At 51.1% G+C, this 21,846-nt stretch carries 7 protein-coding genes; 3 read left to right on the forward strand and 4 right to left on the reverse strand.

The genetic code is table 11. The annotated features are described in order from the left end of the window. Positions 1 to 40: 40 nt before the first annotated feature. The 3 genes from QUA90_RS03990 to QUA90_RS04000 are packed head-to-tail and all read right to left on the reverse strand — an operon-like array spanning position 41 to position 16,695. Positions 41 to 3,316 (reverse strand): amino acid adenylation domain-containing protein, encoded by a 3,276-nt coding sequence (locus QUA90_RS03990; RefSeq protein WP_333443954.1) that lies wholly within the window; start codon positions 3,314 to 3,316, stop codon positions 41 to 43. Between the two features lies 1 nt (position 3,317). Next, positions 3,318 to 8,057: an amino acid adenylation domain-containing protein gene (locus QUA90_RS03995; RefSeq protein WP_333443956.1), complete on the reverse strand. Its 4,740-nt coding sequence runs from the start codon at positions 8,055 to 8,057 to the stop codon at positions 3,318 to 3,320. Between the two features lie 34 nt (positions 8,058 to 8,091). After that, positions 8,092 to 16,695 (reverse strand): amino acid adenylation domain-containing protein, encoded by an 8,604-nt coding sequence (locus QUA90_RS04000; RefSeq protein ID WP_333443958.1) that lies wholly within the window; start codon positions 16,693 to 16,695, stop codon positions 8,092 to 8,094. A gap of 135 nt (positions 16,696 to 16,830) precedes the next feature. On the opposite strand from QUA90_RS04000, the gene QUA90_RS04005 reads away from it, so the two are divergent. Then, positions 16,831 to 16,986, forward strand: a complete 156-nt coding sequence (locus QUA90_RS04005; RefSeq protein ID WP_333443960.1) for a hypothetical protein — start codon at positions 16,831 to 16,833, stop codon at positions 16,984 to 16,986. Between the two features lie 247 nt (positions 16,987 to 17,233). On the opposite strand, the gene QUA90_RS04010 is transcribed toward QUA90_RS04005, so the two are convergent. Continuing rightward, positions 17,234 to 17,374, reverse strand: coding sequence for a hypothetical protein (locus tag QUA90_RS04010; protein WP_333322894.1), 141 nt, complete (start codon positions 17,372 to 17,374; stop codon positions 17,234 to 17,236). Between the two features lie 126 nt (positions 17,375 to 17,500). Here QUA90_RS04010 and QUA90_RS04015 point away from each other — a divergent pair, with 126 nt between their 5' ends. Beyond that, positions 17,501 to 20,311 carry a TonB-dependent receptor domain-containing protein gene (locus tag QUA90_RS04015; protein WP_333443961.1) on the forward strand — a complete coding sequence of 937 codons (2,811 nt, stop codon included), beginning with the start codon at positions 17,501 to 17,503 and terminating at the stop codon, positions 20,309 to 20,311. Positions 20,312 to 20,574: 263 nt separating this feature from the next. Beyond that, positions 20,575 to 21,756, forward strand: coding sequence for a PepSY-associated TM helix domain-containing protein (locus QUA90_RS04020; protein WP_333443963.1), 1,182 nt, complete (start codon positions 20,575 to 20,577; stop codon positions 21,754 to 21,756). Positions 21,757 to 21,846 lie beyond the last annotated feature (90 nt).

Below are 21,846 nucleotides of genomic sequence, written 5' to 3' on the forward strand. Positions count from 1 at the left end.
GGATAAAAGGGCTGTTTGTGTTTTTTCACCAAGCCGATATTTACTCAGTCAGCATCACAGTTTGTGCTGAGTCTCCATCACTCTTTTCTAAGAGAGCGAGCAATTTATCTATCTGGTTAGAATCGGCGTTTGCCAGAATTTCTTCCTCGATTAGTTCAGCTAAATTCTCAATGGTGGGAGCGGCAAAAAAATCGCACAGCGCTAACTCTACCCCAAAGCACGATCGCACTCGCGATATTAACTGTGTTGCCATCAGAGAGTGACCGCCGAGGTCAAAAAAGTTTTGGTTAGTTCCTACTTTTTCTAGCCCTAAAAGAGCAGTCCAAATCTCAGCGATTTCTGCCTCTGTGGGCGTTTGTGGCTCAGTGAAGGCTGTTTCCTCAGAAACGTAATCGCACCTTTGAGATAAGGCGAGGCGGTCAATTTTTCCGTTGGGCGTTAGTGGCAGCGCATCTAATAGCACAAAAGCTGAAGGCACCATGTAATCGGGCAGTTTGTGCTTCAAGAATGAACGCAGTTCGGAAATAAGTTCTGGGTGCTGATTTATGAGCCCTGAGTTAGGAACTAGGTAAGCGACTAGGCGTTGACTGCCCGGTGCTTTTTCTTGAAGCAAAACAGCAGCGGTGGACACAGAAGAATGTTGAGAAAGTGCTGCCTCTATTTCTCCTAGTTCGATGCGGAAACCGCGAATTTTTACTTGGCAATCGTCACGGCCCAGAAATTCTATATTACCATCCGGCAGGTAACAACCGATATCGCCTGTTGTGAACAAAACTTTTTGATGAGAATTACCGAGAAAATCTAATTTTTCTTGTCCAAACGGGTTAGGAATGAATTTCTCCGAGGTTAAGTCGGGGCGGTTTAAGTAGCCCTGTGCCAATCCATCGCCGCCGACGTAAATCTCGCCGGGAATTCCTATGGGAACGGGTTGCAAATTGCGGTCGAGCAGATAAATTTGCGTGTTGGCGATCGGGCGACCGATGGGAACTTTCTCAACACAGTGAGTTGCATCGTACCACGTCACGTCCGCAGCTACTTCAGAAGAGCCATAAAGATTGATTAATACCCGTTGGGGCATCTGCTCTCGAAATTGCTGGCAAAGTTCCAGCGGCAGAGTTTCTCCGCTGCAAATCCAATATTTTAATTGAGGCAAACGCCTGTCTACATCAGGGAATGAATCTAAGATAGCGCGCAACAAAGAAGGAACCAGCACCAGTCGCGTTACATTTTGTTTTGATAAAGTCTGAATGAATTGGTTAATATCTTTGACGGCTCGATCGCGAATAATCACAGTGGGCAACCCATGCAGCAAAGGAGCAAAAATTTCCCAAACCGAATCGACAAAATTTAAGGACGTTTTTTGACAGCAAATATCTTTTTCGATAAAAGGGTAGGGGTTCCAAAAACAGCGATTGACTGTGCCTCGGTGGGTGCCGAGTACGCCTTTGGGAGTGCCTGTGGAGCCGGAAGTGTAGAGGACGTAAGCGAGGTTTTCGGCTTCCACTTTAACAGCGGGGTTGCGATCGCTCTGGCGGGAAATTTCCTCCCATTCGGCGTCGATACAGACGACTTTTGCGCTGTGTTCGGGGAGGGTTTCTAGGAGGTTTTTTTGAGTCAAAAGCATCGGAACTTTTGCGTCCGCCAGCATGAAGGATCGGCGTTCTTGGGGATAAGCAGGATCGACAGGAACGTAAGCGGCACCGACTTTTAAAATGCCCAAAATGGCTACCAGCATTTCCAGCGATCGCTCTAAGCAAATTCCCACCAAAACTTCGCGTTTTACACCTAGAGATTGCAGGTAATGCGCGATTTGGTTGGCTTTGGCATTCAATTCGCGGTAAGTCAATTGTTCATTTTCGCAAATTGCAGCTACTGCATCTGGGGTTCGCTCTGTTTGCGCTGCAAATAATTCGTGAATTGAGGAATTTTTGGGGTAATCCGCTTGGGTGTCGTTCCACTGGACAAGTAATTGCTGGCGTTCGGCGGCGCTCAATAGGGGCAATTCTGACAGTTTCCGCTCAGGATTGGCAGTCATTCCCTCTAGTAAAGTTTGCAGGTGTCCGAGCATCCGCGCGATCGCACTGTCCTCAAAGCGGTTGCTGTTGTAACCAATTTTGAGCGCCAACTCCTCACCCGGCACCACCGTCAGCGTTAGGGCATAGTTCGTCTTTTCAAAAGAAAGAACGCTTTCTATTTCCAGGTTTTTAACCCGCTTCTGCAAAGAAGACTCTAAGGGATAGTTCTCAAAAACTACCAGGGTGTCAAACAAAGGCAGCGTGCCCGGGACTTCGCTCCACCGCTGCACCTCTACCAAGGGGCTGTATTCGTACTGCCGCGCCTCTATTTGTCGATCCTGCAACTGCTTGAGCCAAGACAGCAGCGAGTCTTTTGGGCGAATCTTGACGCGCGCGGGCTGGGTGTTGACGAACAGCCCCACCATCGATTCTACTCCCGCCAAGTCTGGTGGACGACCGGAGACAACCGTTCCAAAAATGATGTCTTCCTCGCCGCTGTAGCGGCTCAGAAGCAGCCCCCAGGCTCCTTGCACTAGAGTGTTCAGCGTCAATTGCTGCTGCCGAGCTAACGATCGCAGCGCTGCTGTTGTCGCTACAGGCAGCAGGATTTGCTGTTCCCGATCGCTTTCTTCTCCCGCTGCGGACCCAAAATTCCGCTCAATTGGCAACGGCGTGGGTGCGGTAAAGCCTTGGAGGCGCTGCCGCCAAAACGACTCAGCCTCAGACAAATTCTGCTGCTGTATCCACACAATGTAGTCGCGATAGGGGCGCGGGCGCGGCAAGGACAATTGCTCGCCGTTGAGTTCGGCTTGGTAAAAATCAAAGACTTCTGTGAGGATCGTGGGGTTAGACCAGCCATCTAGCAGCAGGTGGTGGTGGCTCCAGATGAAATAATAAGTATCTTTTGCCAGTTTGATGAGAGTCATCCGCATCAACGGCGGTTGCCGCATATCGAAACCCCGATCGCGATCGCTTTTGAGAAAGGTTTCTAGCTGCTGTTGCTGTGCTGCGGGCGCGAGCCCTTGCCAGTCGCACTCCTCCCAAGGCAGTTGGACTTGCCGGTACACGACTTGAACGGGTTCTTTGACGCCTTCCCAGACGAAGGAAGTACGCAAGATGGGATGTCGATCCGTCACGTGCTGCCACGCCTGCTTGAATGCCTGCGCGTTCGCCAGTTTGCGAAGCGTGCAAGTTAATTGCTCGAAATAAACTCCGGAGTTGGGAGAGTAGAGGGTGTGAAAGAGCATCCCCTGCTGCATGGGCGAGAGGGGGTAAAAATCTTCAACGTTTGCTTTGCCCATTTCAAACTTTTCCAATTGCTGAAAGAATGTCTTCTAGGTCGTTTTGCGTCCACTGACTCCACTTGAATTCTGCAAAGTCAGAGGGAGTGCAGCCGAATGCTTCGGGTTCCTGGGAAGCCAGGGCGATCGCTCGCAGCGCTTCGGCAAATTTTTGCGCTAAATTCTCCACCGTAGAACGTCGGTGAATTTCCTCGCTGTAAGTCCAATCCATTCGCAACTGCCCGCCCGCAACAAATCCGTTAATTTCTATCAAATAGCTGCGGTTTCCTTCGGGACTGAAAGGCTGCCCGACGGATTCCCCAGACAGGGCAAATAAAGATGATTCAGGGAGAACTTGGTCGAACTGTCCGAAGTAATTGAAACTCACCTCGGCGGTCGGGAGGGAGATCAGTTTCTGGGAAATTTCGCCGCCGAGATATCGCAGTAACCCGTAACCCATACCGCGATTTGGGATGGCGCGCAACTGTTCTTTCACAGCCTTTAAGCCATCTGCGGGAGTGGAAGCTTCGCCGATCGACAGCAGTACCGGAAACACGGAAGTAAACCAACCTACAGTCCGCGAAACGTCTGCATCTGGGAAGATATCTTCCCGCCCGTGCCCGTCTAAATCAACCAGCAGCGAGCGCTCTCTGGTCCACTGGGCAAACGCCCACGCCAGTGCTGCCAGCAGCACGTCGTTAATTTGGGTTCGGTAGACTTTGGGAACTTCGTGCAGCAAGACGTTAGTGTCTTCAGCAGCGATCGCCACCGACACGATGCGCGACTGCGCTACCGCATTGCTTCCCCCAGCGAAATCTACTGGCAGGGGAGAAATCGGCTTTTGCAGGTGTGCCAGCCAGTAATCGAATTCTTGGTGCAATGCTTCTGACTGAGCATATTCAACCAGCCGCTGTGCCCAATGTTTGAAAGATGTCGTCTTCGGCGGCAGCGAGATTGCAAGACCCCTGCTCAACTGTTCGCAGGCATTCTGCAAGTCTTCGAGCAAAATTCGCCACGATACGCCATCGACAGCTAAGTGGTGGATAACTATTAGCAGGCGCGAAGGTTGCTGCGCCCCCAGATCGAACAGAACAGCGCGCGCGATCGGTCCTTCTGACAGGTTTAAGCTTGCCTGTAGTGAATCGGCTTTAGACAAAATAGCACAATTTTGCTCATTTGTCAACACATTAGATAAATCTAATTTTTCAAACGGCACGGCTCCCCCCGGTTCCGCATTGAACTGCTGCCAGCCAGATTCGCCGGGGGCAAAGCGCAGGCGCAGGGCGTCGTGGTGCGTCAGAAGTTGCGCGAACGCTCGCTCCAGCAGCACTGCTTCGAGGGGTTGCCGCACTTCTAACATCACGGCTTGATTCCAGTGATGCCCAAAGGCAAAATTTTCTTCAAAGAACCACTGCTGCACGGGAGTCAGCGGCACCGCGCCCGTCACCGGTTTTTGCTCGGCTCGCACAGCCTCGACAGTGCCAGCAGCGGCTGCCAGAAACGCGATCGTCTGGTGCTGGAATAGCAGTTTGGGAGTCAGTTGAATCCCCGCTCGATTGGCTTTGGCGACAATCTGAATGCTGAGAATCGAATCTCCGCCCAACTCGAAAAAGTTGTCGTGTATGCCCACTCGCTCGATTCCGAGAACCTCCATCCAAATACTGGCTAGCTGCTGCTCGAGGCTGCTGCCAGGAGCCGCGAAAGTCTCTTCCAAGTCGGATCGCGTCAAGTCTGGCGCTGGGAGCGCAGCCCGATCGAGCTTGCCGTTAGGCGTTAGAGGCAGTTTCTCCAGCAAGACGAAGGCAGACGGCACCATATACTCTGGCAAGCGTTCTTGCAGGAACTGGCGCAGCTCGCTAGAAGAGAGTGAAGAATTTTGCTCTCGGGCGTCGGGGACGACGTAAGCGACGAGACGCTTGCGAGCATTCGCCTTTTCCCACACCAAAACCGCGCTTTCCCGCACTGCCGGATGCTGGGAGAGTGCCGCCTCAATCTCTGCGAGCTCGATGCGGAAGCCGCGAATTTTCACCTGATTGTCAATGCGACCAATTAGCTCGATATTGCCGTCTGGCAAGTAGCGAGCTAAATCCCCAGTTTTGTAAAGGCGATTTGAAGGCCCGAAAGCAGAAATTTCTTCGCAGAAGGGGTTGGCAATGAATTTCTCAGCAGTTAATTCGGGGCGGTTGAGATAGCCTCGCGCCAAGCCTGCACCGCCGACGTGCAGTTCTCCGGGAACCCCGATCGGCACGGGCTGCAAGGAAGCGTCTAAGATGTAAAGCTGGGTGTTGGGAAAGGGCCGTCCGATGGGCACTAACTGCTCGCCCGCTAAATTTCCCGTCGCGCTTTCAAAATAGCAACTGTCGATGGTGGCTTCAGTGATGCCAAAGGAGTTAATCAACCGAGTTTCAGGGCCGCAAAATTGCCGGAATTTTTCATATTCCGAGGCATACCAACTGTCTGAGCCGCAGACGACGATTTTCATAAAGTCGAGCCGCTGTCCGCTCTCTTCTAGGTACTGGATCAGGTTCCTCAAGACGGCGGGAACGAATTCGGCAAAGTCGATCTTTTGCTGCCGCATCAGTTCGTAGAGTTCCTGCGGCGCGAGCAGCAAATCGCGATCGCACAGCACCAGTTTGCCGCCAGAACACAGCGATCGCATCAAGTCGCCGCTAAAAACGTCGAAGGAGAAACTGGCCATCTGCAGGTGAGATGTTACCCCAGAGCGAAGCTCATAAGCGGTTTTCCAGCCTAAATAGGCATTTACCAGACTGCTGCGATTGACTGCCACCCCTTTAGAGCGTCCAGTAGAACCCGAGGTGTAGGTAACGTAAGCGAGGTTTTCAGGCGTGGCTGTGTTAGAGGGGTTTTCTTCGCTCTCCAGGGCAACTTGCTCCCAGTCTGCGTCCAAACAAACGACTTTGCAGGAGTGCGGGGGGAGCTTGTTTAACAGGTGTTGTTGCGTCAGCAGCAGTGGTGCCCCGGCGTCTTCGAGCATATAAGCCAAGCGCTTCGGCGGGTAAGCAGGGTCTAGGGGCAGGTAGGCTGCACCTGCTTTGAGGACGCCCAGAAAAGCCGCGATCGCCCCCAGGGAGCGATCGGCGCAAACGCCCACCAGCACCTCTTTCCTTGCTCCCAGCTTTTGCAAGTAATGGGCGATTTGGTTTGCCTTGGCGTTGAGCTGTCGGTAGGTTAGCTGCTGGTTGTCAAAGACTGCCGCCGGGGCGTCGGGGGTTTGCTGCACCTGTTTTTCAAACAGATCCTGCGGGCACTGGTCGGGCAAATAACCCGTATTGGTGTTATTCCAGTCCAGCAATTGCTGCTTTTCCGCAGCAGTCAGCAGGGGCAAGCTGGAGAGATGCTGCTCTGGATGAGCGGCGATACCTTCCAACAAGGTTTGCAGGTGTCCGAGCATCCGGGTAATGGTGGCGCGATCGAACAAATCCGTGCTGTATTGCACTGAGGCTTGCAGCCTTTCCCCCACTTCTTCTAAATCCAAGCTCAAATCACACTGCGTCGTATTCGTTTCGACCTCGAGCAGACTTAAAGTTAATCCGGCCAGATCCAAGGGCGGCATGGGGTTATTCCGCAACTGGAACATAACCTGAAATACCGGGTTATAACTCAGACTGCGATCGGGTTGCAGTTCCTCAACCAGTTTCTCAAATGGCAAGTCTTGGTGCGCGTAGGCTCCCAAAGTCACCTCGCGCAAGCGTTGAAGCAATTCTCGAAAAGTAGGATCGCCGGCAACGTCAGTCCGCAACACCAGCGTATTGACGAATACGCCAATGAGCCCTTCTATTTCCGCGCGGTTGCGGTTGGCGATCGGCGAGCCGACTAGCAAGTCTGTCCGCCCTGTATAGCGGTAAAGCAGCGTTTTAAATGCCGCCAGCAGCGTCATAAACAGGGTAACGTCCTCCCGCTGGCTGAGGTTTTTGAGGGCGGCTGTCAGCTCCTGAGACAGCAATAGCGACTGGGTGGCGCCTTCGGAGGTCTGAATTGGAGGTCGGGGTCGATCGGCAGGCAGTTCCAGCAAGGGAGGCGCTCCCTCCAACTGCTGCTTCCAGTACGCAAGCTGAGTTTGCAGCACTTCGCCGCTGAGCCAGTTGCGCTGCCAGATCGCAAAGTCGGCATACTGCACGGGAAGCTCTGGAAGCTGCGGTTGGTTTCCGGCGGATAAGGCTTCGTAAATTGCCGCGAGTTCCCGCGCCAGCACTCCTATGGACCAGCCATCTGAAACGATGTGGTGCATCGTCAGCAGCAAAACGTATTCTTCTTGGCTAAGCTGTAGCAAAGATGTCCGCAGCAAGGGGCCTCGTTCTAAGTCAAAGGGCTGTTGCGCTTCCTTTGCAGATAGCTGGTTTACGGCTGCCTCTCGATCGCTCTGGGGCAGTTCTCGCAGGTCTATTACTGGCAGTCGCAGGGGAGTTCCAGGAGGAGCAATGACTTGAATTGGCTGTCCCTGAACCTCAGTAAAAGTCGATCGCAAAGCTTCGTGCCGGTTGACGATTTCGTTGAAAGTTTGCTCCAACACGGCCACATTTAATTTGCCTTTGAGCCGGATAGCGCCTGGGAGATTGTAGAAAGATTTTCCCGCCTCGAACTGGTCGAAAAACCACAGCCGTTGCTGGGCGAAAGACAAGGGGAGCGAGTCGCCTTCTTTCCTTCTAGGAATTCTGCGATCGCTTGAGGATTCTACCCCCTTTTCTCGTAGCATCACTTCCAGCAATGCGCGTTTTTTTGCAGATAGTTTCAAATAGCTCATTTGACCCTGATTAATTTTGACTAGACTGCTGGAATTAATAAGTAGATGGAGAGGCGATCGCCAATTCCCGATCGGGGAGAGAAGTTTTCTCGGCTAGCATTCGCTCTACTTCTTCATCGGAAAGTTCCGCAAGACTCAGCAGCAATTGAGCGGTATTTTCAACGTTCTCTCGCTGCGCGGGATTTTCCACCAGGGCAGCTGCTTGCTCGGATGCGGTAGGCGACTCGAAGAAGGAGCGCAGGGGGACATCTACCCCGAAGGTGTCGCGCACGGCTGAGATGATTTGCGTTGCTAATAGGGAGTGCCCTCCTAAATCGATAAAAAAGTTGTCGTGAATGCCGATTTTTTCCACTCCGAGTATTTCAGCCCAGATGCCTGCGAGAACTTTTTCAACCGGGGTGTTAGGCGCGACAAAGGTTTTCGGAAGGAAGGCGGCATTCGGTGCCGGAAGAGCTTTGCGGTCTACTTTTCCATTGGCAGATAGCGGCAGCGCCTCCAGCATGACAAAGGCAGACGGCAGCATATATTCGGGCAGCTTTTGGCTGAGAAATTGCCGCAATTCGCAAGTTTCTGGCGCTGCATTTTGTTGGGGAACCACATACGCTATTAACCGTTTCTGACTGCGATCTTCCCCGAATGCCGTTACTACACACGATCGCACTGCCGGGTGCTGGTTCAAAGCGGCTTCAATTTCTCCCGCCTCGATGCGGTATCCCCGAATTTTGATGCGGAAGTCTTCTCGCCCTAAAAATTCGATATTCCCGTCAGGAAGGAAGCGCCCTAAATCTCCCGTTCGGTACAAGCGTTCGCCTGTGACGGGGTGTGTGACGAAGCTGGCGCGAGTTTTTTCTTCATTCCGCCAGTATCCTTTTGTCAGTCCAACTCCGGCACAGCACATCTCGCCGGCAACCCAGACGGGACAGTCTTCTAGCCTTTGATTCAAAATGTAATAGCGTGTATTGGCGATCGGCGATCCGTAGGGAATGCTGTTCCAAGAAGAATCAACAGTTTCTACCGGATACCAAATATTCCAAAGGGTAGTTTCCGTTGGCCCGCCGACACTGACAACGCGACATTCTTTGACGATCGCCCTTAACCTCTCAGGCAGGGTTATCGGTATCCAGTCTCCGCCGAGAAACGCCCAGCGCAAGCACTCTGGCAACACTTCAGAACGTCCGCCAGCGTAATCGAGCAGCATTTCCATCATCGGCGGCACCGAGTTCCAAATGGTGACGCGCTCTTTTACCATCAATTGGGCCCAGTGAGCGGGGTCTAGCCGTTGTGTGGCATCAGGAATGACGATCGCTCCTCCGGCTGCTAGGATGCCGAAGATATCGTAAACCGACATATCGTGGTGCAGTGCGGTGACTGCGATCGCGCGATCGCACTCGGCCACATTAAACACTTGGTTGGTCTGAGCGATCGCATTGACTGCACCGCGATGCGCGATCGCCACGCCTTTCGGCAAGCCTGTTGAGCCGGAAGTATAAATCACATAAGCTAAATCTTCCGGTTCCTGCACCGCCTCTAAAGCTTCGCTGCTTTCGGCAGCCAATTCGTCGTTATCGAGACAAATTCGCCGCACATTTTCCGGCCATTCCAGGCGCTGATTTAACTGAGATTGCGTCAAAACAATCTCAACTTCGCCATTTTCCAGCAAATACCACAGCCGCTCTTTTGGCAGCGCCGCATCTACGGGCAAATAAGCTGCCCCGGATGCCAGAATGCCCAGCACAGCGACGATTTGCTCCCATCCTTTTTCCATAACCACGGCAACCAACTGGTTAGGGCGAGCTCCCAGCTTCCGCAATCGGTGAGCGACTTGATTCGATCGCAGATATAGTTCCTCGTAGGTGAGGGTGCGCGTTGAAGTAATCACGGCGGATTGCTGCGATCGCGACGTGACTTTCTCAGCAAACAATTCGTGCAGCAATACATCGGGAATGGGTGCTTCGATGCCCTTAGCCACGGGTTGCTGCTGCAACTGCGCCGTTCCCTGCCAAGCTGACTCCGAGCTTGCGAGGCGCTGCAACAGGTGGCAATAGGCGTCAAACATATCGTCAATCATCCCTGGCGGGAAGAGTTCTTCCACCGCATCCCAGTTCAAGAATAGAGTGCCGCCAGCTTCGCTGTACTGATTGTCTATCCAAACTTGGGGAGTTTGACCGACGACATAAACAACCTCTCCGATTTCTGTGATCGCGCCCAGTATGGAAGAATCGCTTTGTCCGGCGTTATTCTGCGGATTAGTCGTGAATACCACTGGCATCGGTGCCGCCGATGTCATCCGGTGCAGTTGCGCCAATTCTCGCAAAACGCGCACGCCGCTGACGTACTGGTGCTCTAAATCGTGCCAAAGCTGCTGAGTCAGGCGTTTCGCCCGCACTTCAAAACTTTCTCGGCGCGAGTTGTCTACCTCCAGCAAAGTAAACGAGGCAAACTCGCCGATAATGTCGTTGACTTGCGGGTGGAGTAAAAGGCGATTGAAGCGCGGCACGTTGAGGGTAAACCGAGGGCTTTTGCTCCACAGGCTAAGAACTTCGGCATAAGCAGCCAGCAAAACGCTTGTCGGAGAAAGCGCCGATCGCGCGGCTCTGGCTTTAAGTTTTTTCCAGGTTTCCGGCTCTAACTGAGCGCTCCAGCGCTTGAAGCGAGGCTGTGTCAGGGAACTCGGATGCTTGGCTAAGGGGAGTTCGGGCGCTGGTGGCAGAGTGGCGAGGCGATTTTTCCAATACTCTAAAGATTGCTGGAAAAATGAGGAATCTTGGAGCGCGATCGCAGCTAAAACGTAGTCGCGGAATGACAGTTGCAAAGGCGCGCGCGGCGGAGCTATCCCGTAGGGAATCGCTGCGTTGGGATTGCGGTAAAACCTCACCAAATCTCCGAAGAGAATTTGATAGCTCCAACCGTCAATGCACAAGGCGTCAATGCTGACGTGCAAGCGGATGCGGCGATCGCGTATAAGCGAGGCGCGAATGTCGAAAAGTGGCCAGCGATCGAGCGGCAGCACTTGGTGAGACAGGGATTCGCGAATTGCTTCGAGTTGGGAATTCACCGCCTCTGGGCTTTGTCCGCGCAAATCTAATACTGGAATTGCATAAGCTGGCACTGTTTCTAAAATTTGCTGTTGCCCGTCTGGATGGACGATCGCGCGCAGCATATCGTGGCGTTCCACCACTCGCTGCCACGCGAGGCTAAACCGCTCTAAATCTATATCGTCACCTTCAATTTCTACATAGCCGTGAATGGCGACATTTCCCATTTCAAAAAAGCTATTTCTCCCGATCCAGTAAGCCTGCTGCATTTCATTGAGCGGAAAAGGTTCCCAGCGATTTTGAGGATCGGGGACGATTTCCGGCAGTTGTGCAATGGGGCGAGATTCGATCGCCTGCTGCGCTTTAGCGATGGCGATCGCTTCTGCCAAACTTTCCACCGTCGGAGACTGAAACAAACTCCGCAGCGGCAACTCTACCTGAAACGTTTCTCGCACTTTAGCAATCAGTTGCGTTGCTAGCAGGGAATGTCCTCCGAGCTCGAAGAAATTGTCGCCAATTCCTATTTGTTTGACGCCGAGTACATTGCTCCAAATTTCAGCGAGTAACTGTTCTTCCGGAGTGCGAGGTGCCAAAGCGGCGTTTAATGGGAAGTTTTCTGTATCGGGCGCTTTCAGCGCTTTGCGGTCTACTTTTCCATTCGGCGTCAGCGGCAGCGCATCTAGCAGCACAAAAGCCGAAGGCAGCATATATTCCGGCAGCTTCTCCTTCAGGAAAGAACGCAATTCACTTGCGGCGATCGCGCCCTCTTGGCTGAGCACTGCATAAGCCACTAAACATTTATTGCCTGGTTCATCTTCTCGAACCACAACCACAGCTTGTCGCACGTTCGGGTGCTGGCTTAATGCCGCTTCAATCTCGCCGAGTTCGATGCGGAAGCCCCGCACCTTGACCTGATTGTCAATGCGATCGACATATTCGATATTTCCATCGCTCAGGTATCGGGCTAAGTCCCCGGTTTTGTACAGGCGCGCCCCCGGGCGATCGCGGAATGGGTGAGAAATAAATTTTTCGGCGTTTAATTCCGGGCGATTCAGATAACCTCTAGCCAATCCGTCACCGCCGATGTGCAGTTCGCCAACAATTCCCACCGGAACCGCTTGGAGATTGCCATCGAGAATGTAGATTTCAGTATTCGCGATCGGGCGTCCGATCGTCTCAGGAACATTTTGGCGTCGATGCCGAGATTCCAAAGCATTGACGTGGCAAGTTGTTGACCAAACTGTCGTTTCTGTTGGCCCGTACATATTCCACAGAGAACCGCCTTTTTCTAATAGCCGATCGGCCAGTTCTCGTGGCAAGGCTTCGCCGCCGGCGAGCATTTTTAATTGAGGGCTACTTTCCCAGCCAGCCGCCAGCAACAAGCGCCATGTGGCAGGCGTTGCTTGCAAAACTGTGACACCACAGTTCTGCAATGTAGAGAGCAATAGTTCGCCATTGGCGGTGACTTCTCGACTTGCTAATACTATCTTTGCCCCTACCATCAAGGGCAGATAAATTTCTAGAGCCGCAATATCAAAACAGATGGTAGTGACCGCCAGTAAAATGTCCGACTCTGTTAATCCCGGAGCCTCGCGCATGGAATTTAAGAAGTTGACCAAAGACTGGTGGTAGATTTGTACGCCTTTTGGTTTTCCTGTAGAGCCGGAAGTGTAAATGGTGTAGGCTAAGTTGTCGGAGTTAGCGCGTTGGTCGGGGTTCGCTTGGCTCTGTTGAGAAATTCTACCCCAATCTGCATCCAAGCATACCAATTGCGCTTCCTGTTCTGGCAGTAAAGCCAGCATTTTTTGCTCAGTTACAAGGATTTTTACTCGAGCATCTGACAAAATATAGGCAATGCGCTCTAGGGGATAACTCGGATCGATGGGAACGTAAGCGCCGCCTGCTTTGAGAATGCCGAGCAAACCGACAATCATGTCGAGCGATCGCTCCGTACAAATTCCCACCAAAACTTCTGGTTTTACACCGAGTTTTTGCAGGTAGTGCGCGACTTGATTTGCTCGTTCATTCAGTTCGCGGTAGGTAAGTTTTTGGTCTTCAAATACGACTGCAATTGTATCGGGATTTCGATCGACCTGCGCTTCAAATAATTGGTGAATGGTGGAATCTTTTGGATAATCGACTTGCGTATTATTCCACTCGATTAGGAGTTGATGCCGATCGCGATCGCTCAACAATGGCAACTCTGAAATGCGCGTGTCGGCATTGCCGATAATTCCTTCCAGCAAAATCTGAAAATGCCCGTGCATCCGCGCGATCGTGCTGGGTTGGAACAGATTCGTGCTGTACTCCCACGTCGCCGTCAACCCCCGCTCGGTTTCTTCCAGAAATAGCGTCAAGTCAAAGTTAGCGGTTTCGGTATCAATTTCATGGGAATTTAATGTCAGCCCTGGCAATTCTAGAGTCTGCGTCAAGCCGTTTTGCAAGGCAAACCCCACTTGAAACAGTGGCGAGTAGCTCAAATCTCGCTCTGGCTGCAACTCCTCGACCAGCTTCTCAATCGGTACATCTTGATGCGCGTAAGCGCCTAATGCCACCTCTCGCACGCTCCTTAGCAACTCTCGAAAAGTCGGATTTCCATTTAAGTCAGACCGCAGCACTAAAGTATTGACAAAAAATCCAATTAATGATTCAATCTCGCGGAGATTGCGGCTGGCGATGGGAGAGCCAATTAAAATATCTGTCTGCCCCGTGTAGCGGTAAAGCAGCGTCTTGAAGGCTGCCAGCAACGTCATAAATAGGGTGGCTTTTTCTTGCTGGCCCAACCCGGCCAGGGCCAAGCTCAAATCTTTGGGCAACTCCCAAGTTTGTCTCGCACCCTGGAACGTTTGAACGGCGGGGCGAGGAAAGTCTGTTGGTAAATTTAGAATCGGCAAGCTGCCACTTAACTGCTGCTTCCAGTAAGCCAGTTGCGTCTCTAATATTTCTCCTTGCAACTGCTGGCGCTGCCATGTGGCAAAGTCGGCGTATTGAATTGGCAGCGGGGAAAGCAAGGGTAAACGATCGCTAGAAAAAGCTTGATAAAATTCTGCCAACTCCCGGAGAAATACGCCTAGGGACCAACCATCAAAAATGATATGATGCACGGTTAGAAGTAAGACGTGTTCTGTTTCGCCCAGGCGCAGCAGTTTGGCGCGCAGCAGAGAGCTTTGCCCCAAGTCAAAGGGAGCTCGCGCTTCTTCCGCAGACAGCCTTTGCACCTCGGCCTGGCGATCGTCTGGAGAGCGTGAGCTCAAATCTATCAGCGGCATTTGGAAATCGCCCGCAGCAGCGACAACCTGTATCGGTTGCCCTTCCACAGCGGCAAACGCAGTTCTCAAAATCTCGTGTCGCTCGATAATTTTCTCAATACTTTGCCTGAGTGCTTCTGCATTAAGTTGTCCTGTGATCCGAACTGCACCGCAGAGGTTATAAAAGGGGTTTCCTGGTTCCAATTGGTCAAAGAACCATAAGCGCTCTTGAGCAAAAGACAGGGGGATGTTTTGTAGGCGAGAAACTGCCTGAATAGACGCTATTTTCGGCGCTTCTGCCAATTTTTCTAAAATTTTTTCAGCCAGTTGAGCAAGGCTTAATTCCTGGAATAAGTCTTCTATTGATAAAGCTATTTTTAGATCGGTTTCGATCTGATTTTTAAATTCAAAGACCGCCAATGAATCCAAACCCAAGTTACTAAAACCCTGTGCTGATTGGATTTGAGAAATGCTGACTTTCAGCACCCTCGCTACCTGCTGTCGCAAATAGGTTTCTAACTGTGCCTGCTGTTCGGCTAACTCGGCTGTCAGCAGATTTTCTCGCGTGAGGCGATTCTCGATTTCCACCGAATCAGCTAACTCTAAAATGCTACTGACGACAACTTCCAATTTGTCAGCTAGAAAGTCAGCACAGGCGGCGCGACGTTGAATTTTACCACTGGTAGTTTTCGGAATGCTTCCCGGCTTAATCAGCACTACTCCATAGGCTTGTACTTCATATTCGATCGCAATGCGATCGCGGATGGCGCTGATAATTTCCTCGCTATTGGTCGGTGTTTTGCGAGATTCTATTTCTTGGACAATAACGAGTTGTTCAGTGTCGGCAATTTTTACGGAAAATGCTGCGTTAGCCCCCAACCGTAAAGTGGGGTAACTTTGCTCTGCCGTTCTTTCTATATCTTGGGGGTAAAGATTGCGACCTCGGATGATAATCAAATCTTTGAGTCGCCCTGTAATAAACAGTTCTCCGTCGCGTAAAAAGCCTAAATCTCCTGTTCGCAAAAATGGCCCTTCGCTGGTATCTGAAAGATATGCTTGAAAGGTTTTTTCTGTCTCTTCTGGGCGATTCCAATAGCCTCGCGTCACTGTTTCGCCAGCTACCCAAATTTCTCCGACTTCGTGCGGCTGGCATTGCGTCAGAGATTCGGGATTGACGATCGCAACTTTAGTGCCAAATTCAGGGAAACCGCAGCCGACTAAAGTTCTCGCGCCACGATCGCCTTCCAAAACTTCTACAATGTGATTATTTTCCAGCGCCCCCGCGTCAACAGGTAAGAAAGTCGGTGTTGCGCCGCTGCGAACCGTGGCAATTTTTAGCGTGGTTTCTGCCATTCCGTAAGCAGGACAAAAGGCATTGGCGTGAAAACCGCAGGGCTCAAAAGCTTTGGTAAATCTCTCTAGGGTTTCTTTGTGGATGGGTTCTGCGCCGTTATAGGCCACGCGCCAACTACTCAAGTCGAGCATTTTTTCGCCATCGCCCAAGATTTTGCTGATTTTGCTAGCACACAAGTCGTAAGCAAAATTTGGCCCGCCGCTGTGGGTGGCTTTGTAGCGCGAAATCGCTTCCAACCAGGACATCGGGTTCTGAATAAACGCCGCTGGTGGCATGAAGTAAGAGGGAATTCCCAGATACAAAGGTTTGAGCAATCCGTCAATTAACCCCATGTCGTGAAAGGGGGGAAGCCACGTTACGGCAACGCTTTCGGCATCGTGCTGAAAGCCTCGGTGAATGTATTCGATGTTGTACAAAACGTTGGCGTGGCTCACCATTACGCCTTTGGGGGTGGAGGTTGAGCCGGAGGTGTACTGAAGATAAGCCACTTCGTTGGGATGGATGGGTGGCTGCTGCCACTTTTCGCCGTCATCGGCAAGCGCCTCTGCTGTCAGCCAGTGCAGCCCTTTGAGTTCCGGCGCTTGATCGCATAGCTGCTCTAAATTTTCCAAGTGTCGCGCGGGAGCGATCGCAACTTTTGCTCCTGCGTCTTTGGCGATCGCACTAATTTTCGCTAAATTCCGTTTCAGCTTCGGCGGATAGAGGGGAACTGCGATCACTTTGGCGTACAAACATCCAAAAAAGGCGGCGAGATAGTCCAATCCTGGCGGGAAAAGCAGTAACGCTCGTTCGCCAGTGACTCCCAATGTCTGAAGTCGCGTGGCGTGCGATCGGGCGATCGCATCTAACTCTCGATAAGTCAAACTGGCGGTTTCAGTTTTTCCGTCTAACAGAAAAGTATATTTCTGCTCTGGTTGGTGTAATGCTCTGTTTTTTAGAAGTTCTACTAAATTGGTACAACTTTCGGTGAGTTGGTTTCCCTTAATGCTTGCGTCACTCATCGATTCTTTTTACCTATAAATCTTGTTTGCAGTACGCCAACCAGTTCCGCCCAATTCTTTCCACATAGACTTTCTGTGAACAGTTGTCGGGCGTTACGAGTCTCCCATCAGCGCGTTTGAGTCTTCAATTCGGGTATGAGCGCTTGTTTTCACGTTTTGTTGTCGATCGCGCTGTTCGGCAATGGCTCCGGGGCGATTTCAGTCCGCGCCAGCTTCGATATCAGCTTCAGGGGCTTTACGGCTATCGACTTTAAGCATAGTAGGCTAGATGATATTTATTGTCAAGAGTAGTTGAGAGAATTTATTGACTCCTCTCATTGCCTATATGACAATATTTTTTAACTTTTGCCATAGCATTTTAGGCGGTCGTTTGTCTAGCCCTGACAATCAACCATACTACGCAAGTGATGTCCAAGGAAATAGAGGGGTGAGACCCCCTATCATGAGATGCAATAATTTTTCATTAGTTAACTCTTGACAGATGCAAGTGCTCTGTTATCTAATTAAGGCACTTTCTCATTAAGCGTCCAGCGACTACTTACTTTAACCGAGGAAGGTGCCAACCGTGGGCGATCGTCCAGAGCGCCACCGGACTGAGGAGTTCGCCCTCACGCGCCTGCTGTATTCCCAGACAAATGCCACTAGCGACGGGAGAATCGGATCGAACTGCGCCCGACAACTGGGCCGGATCTTCTGCACGTCAGTTTCAAGAGGCACACAAGAGCAGTAACGCTGCCACAAATCATGTTGTGCAAGCAACGCAAACCACATATCCGAAGTTCCATTAATTGTTGATTTAAGAGTAATGAACAGATCGCAGAAATTACTAAGTAGCCTTGGGCTGGCAGGAGTCGTGTCGGCGGTAGTCGCTCAGTCGGCGTGCGCTTCCAACATCGCGCAAGTGACGGGCGTTCGCCTCAACCCCACGTCAGAAGGCATTGAAATCATCCTAGACACTGAAGATGGAAGACCCCTGCAAGTCTTCACCACCACCTTTGGCGAAACTTTACAAATTGATGCCATCACCGCTCAACTGCGACTACCGGGGGGAAATGAGTTTCGTCAAGACAAACCGGCTGCGGGAATTGCTTCTGTCACCGTTACTCCTTTAGATAACAACAGCATCCGAATCAGAGTCATTGGCGAGAGGGGTCAACCAGTGGCACGGGTGATTCCTAACGCTGCAGGTCTGATTCTCAGCTTAAAACCCACCTCGCAGATGACTGCTCGCCCGCCTGCACCGGCTCCTACAACACAGCCACCTGGGACACCCGGAGAACCCTTGCCACCGACCGGGCAGCAGGTAGAGATACCCGGAGAACCCTTACCGCCTACAGCGCAGCCACCTGGGACACCCGGAGAACCCTTACCGCCTACAGCGCAGCCACCTGGGACACCCGGAGAACCCTTACCGCCTACAGCGCAGCCGCCAGGAACGCCCGGAGAACCCTTACCGCCTACAGCGCAGCCACCTGGGACACCCGGAGAACCCTTGCCGCCGACAGCGCAGCCACCTGGGACACCACAGCCGGGGAGAGACCCGATTGAAATCGTCGTCACTGCAACACGAACCTCAGAAAGAGTGTCAAACGTGCCGCGCTCTATAACGGTGATAGACTCAGAAGAACTTCAGCGGGACACAGGGGCATCGAGAAATATCGGGGAAGCTCTGGCAAATCAGGTTCCCGGTTTCGCGCCGCCGACTCAAACTACGAGCACTTATGGTCAAACTTTGCGGGGTCGCAACGTTTCCGTTCTGATTGACGGCGTGCCGCAAACGACCAATCTTCAATCTTTTGTCAGGGATTTTAGAAACATCGATCCCAGTGCGATCGAACGCATTGAAGTAGTGCGGGGGTCTACCGCAATCTACGGCGCTCAGGCTACAGGTGGCGTGGTTAATATTATTACTCGTCGGCCAACTGAGGAAAGGCTAACTGCTGTAACTGAAGTGGGCGTCAGTAGCGCTTTAACAAACACAAGAGATGCTTTAGGCTTTAACGCTCAGCAGACAATTTCTGGCCGAAGTGGCAATTTCGATATGACGGGCACTGTGTCGCTCGCCAGAAGTGGAGCTTTTTACGATGCCAAAGGCGATCGTATTCCCTTTTTTGAACTCGGCGGAGATAGCAGCACCCTCTTCAACGTGATGGGCAAAGTCGGGGTAGATTTGGACACCCAACAGCGGCTGCAACTAACTGTCAATCACTATCGGGAAACTCAAGATCCCAATGTAATTCCCGACTTTAGTGTTGACGAACAGGAAGGACGGCAAAAAGCCCGCGCCATCCGAACCGGAAATTTGGATATTGACGGGGTAACACCGGGAAATAGGAATACACAGCTCAACTTAAGTTACACCAACCAAAACCTTTTTGGCAGCAGCCTTCAAAGTCAAATTTACTATCGAACGCATTCCAATGTAGGTGTTCCTTCAGATTACCGCACGTCCGATTTCTTTGGGCCGTTTGTCGGCGTTACTCGTTCGCGCACCAACACCGAACAAATAGGAGGAAGGCTTGCGATCAACACTCCTTTATCGCGTGCCGAAAATCTTCGATTAACTTGGGGATCTGACTATGTTACTGAAGATAGCAGACAGCGTTTCGACCTGTACGACCCGGAGAGATTTGACGCAAGTGGCGGCCGGGTTTACCGGAAAATCTCCGAGCGTCCTTTCGTCCCTCCTTACACTTTCAACAGCCTTGGCTTTTTCGGTCAAATGGAATGGAATATTGACGATATCGTCATTCTAAGTGGTGGGATACGTCACGAACGCCTCGGGTTAAACGTCAATGATTATACCACTTTTAATGAGCGCCAGATCGAAGGAGGCGATCGCAAATTTAACGCCACCCTATTTAATACAGGGGCTGTCTATAAAATTACTGACAACTTCAACATATTTGGCAACTTTTCTCAAGGTTTCTCAGTTCCAGATTTCGGCCGCATCCTCCGCCAACCCCCCGACGATTTTGTCGGAATTGAATCTTCGTTAGAAGTAACTCAACCGCAAAAAGTCAACAGCTACGAAATTGGCATTCGAGGAGGGTGGCAATCCGTGCAAATGTCGCTTGCCGCTTTTTACAATACCTCCGATCTAGGAGTCCGTTTTACACCAGTTGGTAACACAGGCCGCCTGGAACTACAGCGCTCCCCAGAACGCATTTATGGCTTAGAAGGAACTGTGGATTGGCAACCTGCACAAGCATGGTCGCTCGGCGGGACGGCTACTTATATTCAAGGCGAATATGAGGACGAAAACAGTTACCTCGCCCTCGATAGCAGCCGAATTCCACCACTCAAGCTAACAGCTTATGTTCAAAACGAAACTTTGCCGGGATGGAACAATCGGTTACAGTTATTATATTCTGGAAATCGCGATCGGGCATTCAAAGACGGCTCGGATGGCGGCCCGATTAGCAGCTATCTCACACTGGATTACATCAGCGCGGTTAAAATTGGCTCTGGGCTGCTAGAAGTCAAAGTCGAGAATTTATTGAATAATCAATATTTTCCCGTGATCTCGCAATACTCCGCTGGATTTGAATCGGACAGCTCTAATTATGCAGGCAGAGGTTTGACTCTCAGTGTTAATTACCGCCTTAACTGGTAATTACAGCAGATTGCAGGTTTATGAGGTAGATTCAATATCCCCGTAGGGACACTCCAAGAACCCATTGGTGTCAATTTAAGCTGTTAGTCCGCTAGTCCTCGCGCCCACACGCTAGTCCGCCAGGGGTTGAAACCCCTGTCTAATAGCTAAAGTCCTCTCAAGAGGATTAATGAGTTGAGAAGTGTTTTTCTCAGTCCTCATAGCGAGGACTTTAGCTTTGAGACAGGGATTTCATTCCCTGTCGGACTATCGGTTTTACCTTAATGAGAACAGTTAACGGCTTTGAGAAAAATTTCGAGATGAAGTTCCGCAAACTCGCATTCAAACTGCACTTGTATTTGGGGTTAGTGGTAGGAATATTTCTAGCAGTAATTGCTTTAACGGGTAGCTTGCTGGTTTTCGGGCCCGAAATCGAGCGGTTCTTCAATCCCCAACTCCTGCAAGTAATTCCTCAAGGCGAACGGATACCGCTGGAAAATGTCCTGCAAATTGTCGAAAAAGCTTATCCGCAAAATCAAGCTCTTAGTATCTTGCTGCCACGCTCAGCGAAGGATATTTGCCAAGTTTCAATGCTGTCTAAGAGTGAGGAAATAGTTAGCATTTATGTCAATCCTTACAGCGGAAAAATTACGGGTGGGCGCCTTTGGGAAGAAACTTTTACAGGTTTTATTTTTAAGTTACACGCGGAATTAGCTGGAGGAGAATTCGGTCATCTTGTGGTCGGTATTTGCGGTCTAGTAATGCTAGGACTAACTTTTAGTGGCTTGGTATTGTGGACGGGTTGGCGCAATTTGGCTCGCGGATTTTCTATTAATTGGCAAGCTCACTGGCAGCGGACTGTATTTGATTTACATAACGTTTCGGGCATTGTATCGGTTGCTTTTCTCATACTAATCTCTGCTACAGGGACAGCGATAATTTTTTACACGCCGGTTGAATCGGCTCTGTATTGGCTAACGAATGAAAAGCCACAGCCAGCATTGACTTCTCATCCCCACTCTAGCAGTTCGAGGCAAAACCTTGACGAAATCTTACACCAAGTTAATACCGTTTGGCCGGAAGCTACAACCACTTTTATTTCTCTGCCTTTGAAGCCTGAAGCCATTTTTAAAGTACGGAAAAAATTTCCCAATGAGCCGCACCCAAACGGGATTAGCACCATTTATCTCGACCAATATAGTGGCAAAATATTGCAGGCTGACAGTGTAAATTCAGCTTCTGTAGCAAATCGAATTCTCAACTCGCTTTATCCGCTACATATTGGCAGCTATGGCGGAATTTACTTGCGACTTGTACACGCGATCACAGGATTAGCAGCGATTGTACTGTTTGTTACGGGCGTACTAATGTGGCGGCAGCGGCACTTGGCAAAATTTTACCGCAAGGAGGCGAGACAGCAATATGAAGAATTATCTCCACTTAGCCAGCAATGGCCTTGGTTTTAAGGAGAGCGGCGTGCGGTTGGATGCGGGTGTCATTCTCCTGCCTAAAAGCCCCGATTCTCTGAATTTTAAATTGTATCGATCGCCTATTTA

The organism is Microcoleus sp. D3_18_C4 (assembly GCF_036702355.1).
Classification (GTDB): domain Bacteria; phylum Cyanobacteriota; class Cyanobacteriia; order Cyanobacteriales; family Microcoleaceae; genus Microcoleus.